Here is a 12,267-nt window from a genome sequence, read left to right as displayed (position 1 = left end):
ATGCTTGCGGCTGCGCGATCGTGACACGGCCCCTGCCGGCGGCCCCACCACCCAGTCTCACCAGGAGTTCGTACGCATGAATTTCGGAATCATCGTCTTCCCCGAGGTCGAGGAGCTCGATTTCGTCGGTCCGTGGGAAATGCTCACCATGTGGAGCAAGCTTGCGGGCGGCCCCGCAAACTGCCTCGTCGTGGCGCAGACACGCGAGCCGGTCGTGTGCGCCAAAGGGTTGTCGGTGAACCCGCATGTGTCGTTTGCCGACTGCCCGCCGCTCGACTTCCTGCTCGTGCCGGGCGGCATGGGCACGCGGCGCGAGGTCGACAACCCCGCGATGGTGCGGTTTCTCGCCACGCAGGCGCCAGGCTGCAAGGCGCTGCTGTCGGTATGCACCGGCGCCTTCGTGCTGCATGCAGCCGGCCTGCTCTCGGGCCGCACCGCCACCACGCACTGGGGATCGCTCGACCGCCTGCGCGCCCTCGGCGACGTGAAGGTGGTCGAGCAGCGCTTCGTGCAGGACGGCCACGTCTGGACCTCGGCCGGCGTGTCGGCCGGCACCGACCTGATGCTGGCCTTCATCGCCCATGTGGCGGGCGAGGAAGCCGCGGCCAAGGTGCAGCTGCAGGCCGAGTACTACCCGGCCGACACGGTGTACGGCCACACCTCGAGCCACGAGCGCGCGCCGTCGTATGTGCGGCGGCCAGGCTCGCGGGCTGGCCTCGCCTGACCGTTCGTTCATTCGTTCACGCGTTCTTTCACGCATTTCCTTGATCGATCGAACGGTCGGTCATTTCTTCTTTCTTACTTCTTTCGACCTCCATGTCCACGCCCGACCTCACCGACCTCGAACCGCTTGCCGTGCTGGCCGCCCGCGTGGGGGCCACGCTGCGCGAGCGGCGCCAGACGGTGGCGGTCGCCGAATCGTCCGCTGGCGGGCTCGTCTCGGCCGCGCTGCTCGCAGTGCCAGGCGCCTCGGCGTACTTCCTGGGCGGCGCGGTCATCTACTCGCGCCGCGCGGGCAAGGCCCTGCTCGGCCTCACGCCGGAAGACATGGGCGACATGCGCGGCGAGACCGAGCCCTACGCGCGCTTCATGGCGGGCCGCATCCGCGATGCGCACCGATCGAAGTGGGGCCTCTGCGAAAGCGGCGCCGCAGGGCCGTCGGGCAGTCCGTACGGCGACGCGCCCGGGCATGTCTGCATCGCCGTGACCGGCGCGGACGGCCTCGTGGTCAGCCGCACGATCGAAACCGGCGCAACCGACCGGCCATGGAACATGGACGTGTTCGCGCGGCTGTTGCTGAAGCTGTTCGACGAGACCTTGCGAGCGGTCCGCGAAGACGATCGCTGACGCCCCGGTCCTTCTTCAATCCGCCTGCACGCCCGCAGCCCGGATCACCTTCCCCCACTTCTCGATCTCCGCCGCCAGGTGGCTGCGCAGCGCCTCGGGCGTGACCTTGTCCATCGGCACGGCCTCGGTGCTCAGCTCGGCGAAGCGCTTCTTCACGTTGTCGTCCTGCAGCGCGGCGCGCAGGGCCACGTTGAGCTTCTCGATCACGGCCGGCGGCGTGCCCTTGGGCGCGTACACGCCATGCCACACCTTCACGTCGAAGCCCTTGAGGCCCTGCTCGTCGAGCGTGGGAATGTCGGACATGCTGGACAGGCGCTTGGGCGTGGTCACGCCGAAGACCTTCACGCGCTGGCCGTCCTTGATGACGGGCGCGGTCTGCGTGGTCTGGTCGCACAGCAGGTCGACCTGCCCGCCCATGAGGTCGTTGAGCGCCGGGCCTGCGCCCTTGTATGGCACCGTGGTGAGCTGCACACCGATCTGGTGCGCGAAGAGCATGCCGCACAGCTGCGAGACGGCCCCGATGCCTGCGTTGGCGAGCGTCACCTTGTCCTTGTTCGTCTTCACGTAGGCCAGCAGCTCCTTGAAGTTGTTGGCCGGAAAGTCCTTGCGCGACAACAGGGTCATCGGCACGTCCATGACCTGGCCGACGTACTCGAAGTCTTTCAACGGGTCGTAGTTGAGCTTCTTGTACAGCGCGGGCGCGGTGGCCATGCCCATGTGGTGGATGAGGATGGTGTAGCCGTTGGGCGCGGCCTTGGCCACGCGGGCCGGCGCGATGGTGCCGCCTGCGCCCACGGTGTTCTCGACCACCACGGTCTGCCCGAGCGACTTGCCCATGGGCACGGCGAGCATGCGCGCCACCACATCGGTGGGGCCGCCGGCCGAATACGGCACGACCATCACGATGGGCTTGTCGGGCCACGCGGCCTGCGCGGCGGCGGGCGATGCGGCGGCGAGCAGGCAGGCGCCCGCCGAGGCCGCGATGAGGGCTTTCAGTTTCCAGGTCTTCGTTGCGTTCACTTCTTTGTCTCCTTGTGGTTTGTCTGTGGATCAGTGCGTCACGGATGAATCGCCCGGGCCGTGGGAGGCGGCCAGCGCGAGCCAGCGCTCGGCCAGCCGCACCACGGGCCCGTCGACCATGCGTCCGTCGAGGCTCACGACGCCGCCGCCGGCCGCGCGCACGGCCTCCGTCACGCGGTGCGCCCAGGCCACTTCGGCGGCCGAGGGCCCGAGCGCGGCCTGCACGGGCGCGACCTGTTCGGGATGGATGCACAGCTTGGCGCCGAAGCCGCCGCGCCGCGCGCGCGCGGTGTCGGCGGCGAGCCGCTGCGCGTCGCGCCAGTCGGGCGACACACCGTCGATGGGCGTGGCCAGCCCGGCGCGGCGCGAGGCCAACACCAGCGCGAGGCGCACGGGCACCAGTTCGGCCTCGTCGGCATCGCAGGCCATCCCGAGGTCGGCCTGGAAATCGAGGTGGCCGAAGGCCAGCCGCAGCACCTGCGGCGCACCCGCGATGGCATCGACGGCGGCGAGCCCCGCGGCCGATTCGATGAGCGGCACCAGCACGGCCTTCGGTCCGATGGTGGCGGCCAGCCGATGCAGTTCGTCGGCGTGCTCGGCCTTGGGCAGCACGATGCCGGCGATGAGCCCGTCGGCGATCCAGCCCGCCGCGCGCGCGCAGTCGTCGCCGTGCCACGGCGTGCCGCTGGCGTTCACGCGCACGAGCAAGCGCCCTCGCCCTTCGGCGGGCAGCGCCGCCAGCGAGGCGCCGAGCGCGTCGCGCGACTCGGCCTTGCGCGCAGGCGCCACGGCGTCTTCGAGGTCGATGATCACGCCACCCGCGCCCGTCGCCAGTGCGCGCGCATGGCGCTCGGGCCGGTCGGCCGGCACGAAGAGAAATGCGCGCGCCAAAGCGAGCGCTTGATTGGCGGGCCCGCTCATACCGCGCCGGCCGCGCGCAGCGCCGCAATCGCGTCGTCGCCACGGCCCAGGCTGCGCAAGATGGTGTCGGTGTGCTGGCCGACCGCGGGCACCGGGTCCATGCGGTAGTCGAACGCGCTCTGGCGACCGGCCGGCAGCAGCGCCGGAATGTCGCCGGCCGGCGAACCCACCTGGCGCCAGCGCTCGCGCGCCTGCAGCTGCGGGTGCGCCCACAGCCCGGCCATGTCGTTCATGCGCGCGTTGGCGATCTGCGCGGCGTCGAGCCGTTCGAGCACCTGCGCCGCACTGAGCGCGCCGAAGGTCTCGACGATGAGCGCACGCAGCGCCTCGCGGTGTTCGTTGCGCCGCGCGTTGCTGTCGAAACGCGGGTCGGTGGCGAGGGCGGGCTGCAGCAACACCTTGTCGCAGAAGGCGCGCCACTCGCGCTCGTTCTGCAGGCCGAGCATCACGGTGCCGCCGTCGCCTGCGGGGAAGGGGCCGTAGGGATAGATGGTCGCGTGCGACGCAGCGCTGCGCGGCGGTGGCGGCGCGCCGTCGTAGGCGTAGTACATCGGGTAGCCCATCCACTCGGCGAGCGACTCGAGCATCGACACGTCGATGTGCGAGCCCTTGCCCGTCTTGCCGCGCTGCAGCAGCGCAGCGAGGATGCCGGTGTAGGCGTACATGCCCGCCGCGATGTCGGCGATGGAGTTGCCCGACTTGCACGGGTCGTCGGGCGTGCCCGTCACCGAGAGAAAACCGGCCTCGCTCTGAATGAGCAGGTCGTAGGCCTTCTTGTCGCGGTACGGGCCGTCTTCGCCGTAGCCCGAGATGTCGCAGACGATGAGTGCGGGGTGTTTTTCCTGCAGCACCTGCGCGCCCAGGCCCATGCGCGCGGCGGCGCCGGGCGCGAGGTTCTGCACCAGCACATCGGCGCCGGCCACCAGCTCCTGCAACACGGCGAGCGCGGCAGGCTGCTTCAGGTCGAGCGTGAGGCTTTCCTTCGAGCGGTTGACCCACACGAAGTGCGAGGCCTCGCCGTTCACGCGCTCGTCGTAGGCGCGCGCAAAGTCGCCGCCGCCGGGACGCTCGACCTTGATGACGCGCGCGCCGAGGTCGGCGAGCTGGCGGGTACAGAACGGCGCCGCGATGGCGTGTTCGAGGGAGATGACGGTGATGCCGTCCAGGGGTCGTGTCATGTGCTTCTTTCTTCTTTTCCTCAGGCGAGCACGGCCGTGGCCTGCATCGTGAGCCAGCCGTCGGCGTCCTCGCCCCACAGGCTGAAGGTCTTGCCGTCGGTGCTGCCTTCGGCGGGCTTGCCGTGCACGCGGAACGGCGCGATGTCGAAGGTCGGGCGCACGGCGCGGAACTCGAAGCGCGCGAGCTGCGCATCGGCCGGCGCGTTGCGGCGCAGCAGGTCGACCAGCAGCGTCGCGATCAACGGCCCGTGCACGATGAGGCCCGGGTAGCCCTCGACCTGCGTGACGTAGCGGCGGTCGTAGTGGATGCGATGGCCGTTGAAGGTCAGCGCCGAATAGCGGAACAGCAGCACGTCGTCGGGCACGAGGTCGCGGCTGAAAGTGGCGTCCTTCGGTGCGGGCGTGGGTGGCGGCACGGCCTCACCCGGCGCGGCGGCGGCGCGGTAGACGATGTCGTGCTCTTCGGTCAGCGCGAGCCCGCGCGCGTTGCGCACCTCATGGCGCACCAGCACGAACACCAGCTCGCCCGTGCGGCCGGCCTTGTGCGTGACCGAGGCGATGGTCGACGTTCGCTCAATCGCATCGCCCACCTGCAGCGGATTGCCCGGTTCCCAGGTCAGCCGGCCGCCGGCCCACATGCGGCGCGGCAGCGGCACGGGCGGCAGGAAGCCGCCGCGCTTCGCATGGCCGTCTTCGCCGATCTCCGACTGGCGGTGGTGCGGCAGAAAGTAGAGCCAGTGCCACAGCGCGGGCAGGCGCGTGCCCGCCTCGGGCAGCGGGTCGTCGCGGTCGAGCGTGGCGGACAGCGCGCGCACGGGCGCGGCGGTGACGTCGTCGCGCAGCGTTTCGCTGCGGCCCTGCCAGGCCTGCAGCCGCGCGAGGGCTTCGGCGTCGATCAGTAGAGAAGTCATGGCGTGAGTGGCGAGAAGAAAAATGAATGGCCGGGTCAATCGACGGCAGCGCCAGAGGCCTTGACGATGCGCGCCCACTTCGCCAGGTCGGTGTGCAGCAATGCCGAGAACTGCTCGGGCGACGTCGGCGCTGCGATCTCGACGCCCTGCTGGTCGAGCTTGTCGCGCAGGTCCTTGGCGTCCAGCGCCTTGCGGGTCGCGCCCTGCAGGGTGGCCAACACATCGGCGGGCACGCCGGCCGGCGCGAACAGGCCGATCCACAGCGTGCCGTTGTAGCCCGGCACCTGCTCGGCGATGGCGGGCACGTCGGGCAGCACGGGCGAGCGCTTTTCGCCGCTCACGGCCAGCGCTCGCAGCTTGCCGGCCTTGATGTGCGCCAGCGCCGAAGGCAGGCTCGCGAACACGATCGGCAGTTGCCCGCCGAGCACGTCGTTGATGGCAGGCGCCACGCCCTTGTACGGCACGTGCTGCAGCGAGATGCCGCCCATGCTGTTGAGCATTTCTCCCAGCAGGTGGTTGAGCGTGCCGTTGCCGGCCGAGGCGTACTGGTAGTTGGCGCCCTTCTCGCGCGCCAGCTTCAGGAACTCGGCGAAGTTCTTCGCGGGAAACGACGGGTTCACCAGCAGCACGTTGGGCACGGCGCCGATCAGGCCGACGGGCTTGAAGTCTTTCTCGGGGTCGAAGCCCGGGTTCTTGTACAGCGCGGGGTTGATGGCCTGGCTGCTGCTGATCGTCATGAGCAGCGTGTAGCCGTCCTTCGGGCCCTTGGCGACCAGCTGCGTGCCGATGTTGCCGCCCGCGCCGGGGCGGTTGTCGACCACCACGCTGGCGTTGTTCAACACCTCGCCGAGCTTCTGGCCGACGAGGCGCCCGACGATGTCGTTGGTGCCGCCCGCGGCTTGGGGCACGACGAGCGTGATGGGACGCGAGGGGTAGGTCTGGGCGGTGGCCGGGTTGGCGGCCAGCAAGGTGGTGGCGGCAAGGCCCAAGGCGATCAGCGCCTTGGCGCGAAGCCGCAAGGCGGGGGTGGTGGTGTTGTGTGTCTCCATGGCCGCATGGTCTGCTGCCGGCCCCGCCGGCGCAATCTGCGATTTCGGAACCCAGGCTTCTGAATTTCCGAAGGCTTGGCTACCATCGCCCCATGCTCTTCGACCTGACCGACCTGCGCCTGTTCGTGGCCACAGCCGAGCTCGGCAACCTCACGCGGGCGGCCGAGCGCCAGCACCTGTCGCTGGCCGCGGCCAGCGCGCGCATCAAGGCGCTCGAGATCCAGGCCGGCCTGCAGCTGCTGCAGCGCGAGGCCCGCGGCGTGCGGCTGCTGCCACCGGGCGAAGCCTTCCTGCACCACGCCCGGCTGGTGCTGCACCAGACCGACCAGCTGCGCGCCGACCTGCTCGAGTACGGCGGCGGCCTGCGCGGCCACCTGCGCGTGTTCGCCAACACCACGGCGGTGACCGATTTCCTGCCCGAGATCCTGCCCGGCTTCCTGGCCGCCAACCCACGCATCAACGTCGACCTTCAGGAAAAACCGAATGCTCAGATCCCGCGCGGCGTGCGCGACGGGCGCGCCGACATCGGCATCGTCGCGGGACAGATGGACACGCTGGGCCTGGACACCATCCACTTCAGCACCGACCGGCTGGTGCTCGTCACCTCGCGCCAGCACCGCTTTGCGCGGCGCCGCCGCATCTCGTTCGCCGAGACGCTCGACGAGGACGCCATCGGCATGCAGCAGGGCAGCACGCTGCAGGCCTTCCTGGGGCAGATCACCGACCACCTGGGCAAGCGCCAGAAGCTGCGCATCCAGCTCGGCAGCTTCGACGCCATGTGCCGGATGATCGGCAGCGGCGTGGGCATCGGCGTCGTGCCCGAGTCGGCCGCGCGGCGCAACCAGGACAGCATGCAACTCGCGCTGGTCGAGCTCAGCGACCCCTGGTGCGTGCGCGAGCGCTACTTGCTCGTGCGCGACCGCGCCGCCCTGCCCGTGTACGCGCAGGCGCTGGTCGAGACCCTGTGCCAACGCTACGCCACCGCGCAAGCCGAAGCCGACTGACAGCCGGATTCCCGGCCAAAAACAGGCACTTGCAGGCGCCTTGTGAGAAATCCGATGTCTTCCCCATTTTCTGTGCACAACTTTGGGGGTAAGTCAGGGGTCGCGTTGTAAAGCCTTCATAAGTTGTTGTTTTACAAAGGGAATAGTTAGTTTGCTTAAAATTTTTGCAGTGCACAACTCTGGCGACCTGGGGGTCCAAAAATGGCTGCAAAACAAGAAAGTCAAGGGAAAAAACAGGGGGTTGCCTGTGCTAGGCCGCCCTTTGAAACCAACGACTTGCCGCCGGTTGTGAAGAAGTCCACTTCAATCCCCACTTTCTGTGGGCAACTTTGGGGGTAACTGGGTCGGAGCTTTGTAAAACGAATGCAAGCTGTTGTTTTACAAAGGGATTCGACACATTGCTCATTTTTTGAGCGGTGAACAAATGGACCAGCCGCTCGGACGCCCACCGCTCGATTGAACCCAAAGGTTCTCAGTGCGCCAAATCGGCCGGTGCGGGCGCGAAAGGCATCGGCTGGCTCTCGGGCCTGGCCCGGGACCTCGTGGCTCCGGACCGGTCGAAATAAGCCACGGGCGGGTCGATCGAACAGCGGGCACAAAAAAGGGAGGGGAAGCATCGGCCCTTGCGAACCCCAGCCTCCCCTCCCCGTACCGGCTCACCCGGCGATCAGGCTCAGCGCTCGATCGTCAGCGCCACGCCCATGCCGCCGCCGATGCACAGCGAGGCGATGCCCTTCTTGGCGTTCTGGCGTTGCATTTCGTGCAGCAGCGTCACCAGGATGCGGCAGCCCGATGCACCGATGGGGTGGCCGATGGCGATGGCGCCGCCGTTCACGTTGACCTTGTTCACGTCCCAGCCCATTTCGCGGTTCACGGCGCAGGCCTGTGCGGCGAAGGCTTCGTTGATCTCGAGCAGGTCGAGGTCGGCGGCCTTCCAGCCGGCGCGCTGCAGCGCCTTCTGCGATGCGGGCACCGGGCCCATGCCCATGATGGTCGGGTCCAGGCCGGCGGTGGCGTAGCTGGCGATGCGGCCCAGCGGCTTCAGGCCCAGGGCAGCGGCCTTCTTGGCCGTCATGACCATCACGGCGGCGGCGCCGTCGTTCAGGCCCGAGGCATTGCCCGCGGTCACGCCGCCGGCCTTGTCGAAGGCGGGACGCAGGCCGGCCAGCACCTCGGCGCTGGTCTTGCGGTTGATGAACTCGTCCTGGTTGAAGACGATGGGGTCGCCCTTCTTCTGCGGGATGCTCACGCCGACGATTTCGTCCTTGAACTTGCCGGCGTCCTGCGCGGCGGCGGCCTTGGTCTGGCTGGCCAGGGCCAGTTCGTCCTGCGAGGCGCGGTCGATGTTGTACTGCTTGGCCACGTTCTCGGCCGTGATGCCCATGTGGTACTGGTTGTACACGTCCCACAGGCCGTCGACGATCATGGTGTCGACCAGCTTCCAGTCGCCCATGCGCTGGCCGTTGCGCGAGTTGGGCAGCACGTGCGGCGCCATGCTCATGTTTTCCTGGCCGCCGGCGATCACGATTTCGGAGTCACCCGTGGCCACGGCCTGCGCCGCCAGCATCACGGCCTTCAGGCCCGAGCCGCACACGGCGTTGATGGTGAGCGCCGGCGTTTCCTTGGTGCCGCCGCCCTTGAGCCATGCCTGGCGCGCGGGGTTCTGGCCCGCGCCGGCCGCGAGCACCTGGCCCATGATGGCCTCGCCCACCTGGTCGGCCGTGAGGTTGGCGCGCGCGATCACTTCCTTGATCACGAGGGCGCCCAGTTCGGTGGCGGGAATGCCGGCCAGCGAGCCGCCGAATTTGCCGACCGCCGTGCGCGCAGCCGAAACGATGACGATGTCTTCCATGAGGTTCTCTCCGTTGAGGTGATTTGAAATCGGTTGCTGTCTTGCGGGCGCCGGCGCCCGTTCAGGCCTTGGCCTTCACGTAGCGCCCCGGCGCGGGTTCGATGGCCTTGTAGGCCTTGCCGTTGCCGTAGTCCTTGGGCGCAGGAATCTGCTTGCCCGCGTGGCTCTTGAGCCATTGTGCCCAGTCGGTCCACCAGCTGCCCGGCTGCTCCTGCGCGCCGGCCAGCCATTCGGGCTGGGTCTTGGGGAACTTGCCGTCCTCGCGCAGCCAGTGGCTGCGCTTGTTCTTCGCGGGCGGGTTGATCACGCCCGCGATGTGGCCCGAGGCGCCCATCACGAAGCGCTTCTTGCCGGTGAGCAACTGCGTGGACGCGTAGGCACCGCCGATCGGCACGATGTGGTCTTCGCGCGAGCCGTAGATGTAGGCCGGGATGTCTATCTTGCCGAGGTCGACCTTCTGGCCGCACACCGTGAGCGCGCCGGGCTTGGCCAGCTTGTTCTCGTGGTACGTGTTGCGCAGGTACCAGGCGTAGAACGGGCCCGGCAGGTTGGTCGCGTCGCTGTTCCAGTACAGCAGGTCGAACGCCGGCGGCGTCTCGCCCTTGAGGTAGTTGCCGACCACGTAGTTCCACACCAGGTCGTTCGGGCGCAGGAAGCTGAAGGTCGAGGCGAGGTCGCCGCCGGGCAGCAGGCCGCCCTTTCCCAGCTGCATTTCACGGTACGCCACCATGGGCTCGTCCACGAAGATGTCCAGGATGCCGGTGTCGCTGAAGTCGAGGAAGGTGGTCAAAAGCGTGACCGAGGCGGCCGGCTTCTCGCCGCGCGCCGCGAGCACGGCCAGCGCGGTGCTCAGGATGGTGCCGCCGACGCAGAAGCCCAGCGTGTTGATCTGCCCGGACTTGTTGGTGGGGCCGCTGATCTCCTGCACGGTATGGATGGCCTTGATGGCCGCGTTCTCGATGTAGTCGTCCCAGGTGGCCTGGGCCAGCGACTCGTCGGGGTTGCGCCAGCTCACCACGAACACGCGGTGGCCCTGCGCGTTCGCATAGCGGATGAGCGAGTTGTCGGGCTGCAGGTCGAGGATGTAGAACTTGTTGATGCACGGCGGCACCAGCAGGAACGGCCGCTCATACACCTTGGCGGTGAGCGGCTTGTATTCGAGCAGCTGGAAGAACTCGTTCTCGAACACCACGGCGCCTTCCGTGGTGGCCACGTTGCGACCCACTTCGAAGGCGCTTTCGTCGGTCATGCTGACGTGGCCCTGCTTCATGTCGTGCAGCAGGTTCTGGATGCCCTTGGCGATGCTCTCGCCCTGGGTGTCGATGGCTTTCTTCTGCGCCTCGGCATTGAAGGCGAGCGAGTTGCTGGGCGAGGCCGCGGCCATCCACTGCTCGACCGCGAAGCGCAGGCGCGCCTTGGTCTTGTCGTCGGCGTCGATGGCCTCGGCCATGCGCATCATGGTGCGGCCGTTGAGCAGGTACACGGCTGCCGAGAAGGCCGCCAGCGGGTTGCTGCCCCAGGCCTCGGCGGCAAAGCGCTTGTCGCCCTCGGGCCGGGCACCGAAGCCGCGGCGCCACAGGTCGGTGGCGTCGCTCAGGTACTGCTGCTGGATCGACTGGAGCTGTTCGGGATCGATGGAGAGCTTGGGCAATTCGGGCATGCCCGTCGCACCCGGAAACTGCGGCATCTGAGGCAATTGCCATAGCGGCGTGCCGCCGACGTCGAAAGCGGCGGAGCCTCCTGGACCTGCAGCTTTCTGGAAAGCCTCCATGGCCTGGGTCCAGCCCTGCGTGAGGGCTTTCTGGAAGGGCGCGAACGCATCGGCCCCCGTGTCTTCTTGCTTCATCATGTCTCCTGGCCGTGGCCTGGGTCGATACGAACGGATGGCTTGCGTGTTTTGAGTATGCTGCATTCGCAAGGCACTCACAACGCCGCGCTTTCACTAATCTCTTGAAACAAAACGTCTGCGCCTGTGTTCATCCATTTGATCGTGATCGGCTGGCTCTATGTGGCCGTGATGATGGCGGTGGCCGAGGCCACCAACACCACGGGCACGGTGCTGGGCGCCATCGTCACCTTTCTTCTGTACGGCCTGGCGCCGGTGGCGCTGGTGATCTACCTCATGGCCACGCCGGCACGCCGGCGGGCAATCAAGGAACGCGAAGCGCAGGCCCAGGAGGCCGCGCGCCGCGCTGCTGCAGATACGGCGGAAGCGGCGGCGTCAGACCTTCCAGACCAGCGCGGCGAAACGCCCGCTGACGCCGTCGCGCCGGTGCGAAAAGAACCGTGACGATTGCGTGACGGTGCACCACGCATCGCCGCTGTCGTTGCCGTAGAGCGACCCGACACCCACCGCACGCAGTCGCTGTCGCGCGAGCGCGGGCAGGTCGGCCAGCCACTTGCCTTCGGCCGCTGCGGGCGTGAAGCACGACGCCGCCCCGGGCGACTGCGCCTCGAACGCCGCCTTGACCTCGGCCCCGACCTCGAAGGCCTTCGGGCCGATGCAGGGACCGAGCCAGGCCATGAGGTGCGCAGCGCCGTCGTCCTGAGCAAACACGCGCACGGTCTGTTCGAGCACGCCGCCAGCCAGCCCGCGCCAGCCCGCATGCGCGGCGGCCACGCGGTGGCCGCGTGCGTCGGTGAAGAGCACGGGCAGGCAGTCGGCCACCATGACCGTGCAGGCGCGTGCGGCAGTCGTCGCGGTGCAGGCATCGGCGACGGTGCCGTCGTGCACGGCATCGTCGAGCGACACGAGCCCCGTGCCATGCACCTGCTGCAGGAACACCGGCTGCGTGCCGATCGCCTGCTGCACCCGCCGGCGGTTCTCGGCAACGTGCGCAGCATCGTCGGCCACGTGGTCGCCGAGGTTCAGGCTGCCATGGCGTCCGGTCGACACGCCGCCGTCGCGCGTGGTGCACAGGGCGCGCACGTTCGATGGCGCCGGCCACTCGGGCTCCAGCCATTGCGCAGTCATCGCGAGTTGCC

The 12,267-nt window shown here is 68.5% G+C and carries 12 protein-coding genes; 4 read left to right on the top strand and 8 right to left on the bottom strand.

All coding sequences use genetic code 11. The annotated features are described in order from the left end of the window. Positions 1 to 76 precede the first annotated feature (76 nt). Both ASD34_RS17645 and ASD34_RS17640 read left to right on the top strand, forming a co-directional pair. A complete protein-coding gene (locus tag ASD34_RS17645; RefSeq protein WP_056579980.1) occupies positions 77 to 724 on the top strand; it encodes a DJ-1/PfpI family protein in 648 nt (215 codons plus the stop codon). A gap of 92 nt (positions 725 to 816) precedes the next feature. Beyond that, positions 817 to 1,347, top strand: coding sequence for a CinA family protein (locus ASD34_RS17640; protein WP_056579979.1), 531 nt, complete (start codon positions 817 to 819; stop codon positions 1,345 to 1,347). Between the two features lie 15 nt (positions 1,348 to 1,362). Here the strand turns inward: ASD34_RS17640 and ASD34_RS17635 are convergent, their stop codons facing one another. From ASD34_RS17635 to ASD34_RS17615, 5 genes are read right to left on the bottom strand one after another with little or no spacing between them, the layout of a single operon-like run. Continuing rightward, complete coding sequence (locus tag ASD34_RS17635; protein WP_056579977.1) at positions 1,363 to 2,367, bottom strand: tripartite tricarboxylate transporter substrate-binding protein; 1,005 nt, start codon at positions 2,365 to 2,367, stop codon at positions 1,363 to 1,365. Positions 2,368 to 2,397: 30 nt separating this feature from the next. Next, positions 2,398 to 3,288, bottom strand: coding sequence for an HpcH/HpaI aldolase/citrate lyase family protein (locus ASD34_RS17630; RefSeq protein WP_056579975.1), 891 nt, complete (start codon positions 3,286 to 3,288; stop codon positions 2,398 to 2,400). Beyond that, on the bottom strand, positions 3,285 to 4,466 hold the full coding sequence (locus ASD34_RS17625; protein WP_056579973.1) for a CaiB/BaiF CoA transferase family protein: 1,182 nt from the start codon (positions 4,464 to 4,466) through the stop codon (positions 3,285 to 3,287). The genes ASD34_RS17630 and ASD34_RS17625 overlap by 4 nt, the downstream gene beginning before the upstream one ends. Positions 4,467 to 4,486: 20 nt before the next feature. Beyond that, on the bottom strand, positions 4,487 to 5,377 hold the full coding sequence (locus ASD34_RS17620) for an FAS1-like dehydratase domain-containing protein (protein WP_056579971.1): 891 nt from the start codon (positions 5,375 to 5,377) through the stop codon (positions 4,487 to 4,489). 35 nt (positions 5,378 to 5,412) lie between these two features. Continuing rightward, positions 5,413 to 6,426 carry a Bug family tripartite tricarboxylate transporter substrate binding protein gene (locus ASD34_RS17615; protein WP_056579969.1) on the bottom strand — a complete coding sequence of 338 codons (1,014 nt, stop codon included), beginning with the start codon at positions 6,424 to 6,426 and terminating at the stop codon, positions 5,413 to 5,415. A 92-nt stretch (positions 6,427 to 6,518) separates the two neighbouring features. On the opposite strand from ASD34_RS17615, the gene ASD34_RS17610 reads away from it, so the two are divergent. Further along, positions 6,519 to 7,430, top strand: a complete 912-nt coding sequence (locus ASD34_RS17610) for a LysR substrate-binding domain-containing protein (protein ID WP_056579967.1) — start codon at positions 6,519 to 6,521, stop codon at positions 7,428 to 7,430. A gap of 673 nt (positions 7,431 to 8,103) precedes the next feature. On the opposite strand, the gene ASD34_RS17605 is transcribed toward ASD34_RS17610, so the two are convergent. Together ASD34_RS17605 and phaC are read right to left on the bottom strand one after the other, a co-directional pair. Further along, a complete protein-coding gene (locus ASD34_RS17605) occupies positions 8,104 to 9,282 on the bottom strand; it encodes an acetyl-CoA C-acetyltransferase (protein WP_056579965.1) in 1,179 nt (392 codons plus the stop codon). 61 nt (positions 9,283 to 9,343) lie between these two features. After that, positions 9,344 to 11,128 carry a class I poly(R)-hydroxyalkanoic acid synthase gene (gene phaC / locus ASD34_RS17600; RefSeq protein WP_056582480.1) on the bottom strand — a complete coding sequence of 595 codons (1,785 nt, stop codon included), beginning with the start codon at positions 11,126 to 11,128 and terminating at the stop codon, positions 9,344 to 9,346. Between the two features lie 126 nt (positions 11,129 to 11,254). On the opposite strand from phaC, the gene ASD34_RS17595 reads away from it, so the two are divergent. Beyond that, the gene (locus ASD34_RS17595; protein WP_056579963.1) at positions 11,255 to 11,572 is read left to right on the top strand and encodes a hypothetical protein; all 318 of its coding nucleotides are present in this window, start codon (positions 11,255 to 11,257) and stop codon (positions 11,570 to 11,572) included. Here ASD34_RS17595 and pgeF read toward each other — a convergent pair. Further along, positions 11,504 to 12,256, bottom strand: coding sequence for a peptidoglycan editing factor PgeF (gene pgeF, locus ASD34_RS17590; RefSeq protein ID WP_056579961.1), 753 nt, complete (start codon positions 12,254 to 12,256; stop codon positions 11,504 to 11,506). The two genes, ASD34_RS17595 and pgeF, sit on opposite strands and share 69 nt — an antisense overlap. Positions 12,257 to 12,267: the final 11 nt, after the last annotated feature.

Source organism: Variovorax sp. Root473 (genome assembly GCF_001426505.1).
Lineage (GTDB): Bacteria > Pseudomonadota > Gammaproteobacteria > Burkholderiales > Burkholderiaceae_C > Variovorax.
The sequence above is the reverse complement of the archived record's forward strand: the minus strand, read 5'-3'. Positions and strand labels throughout refer to the sequence as shown.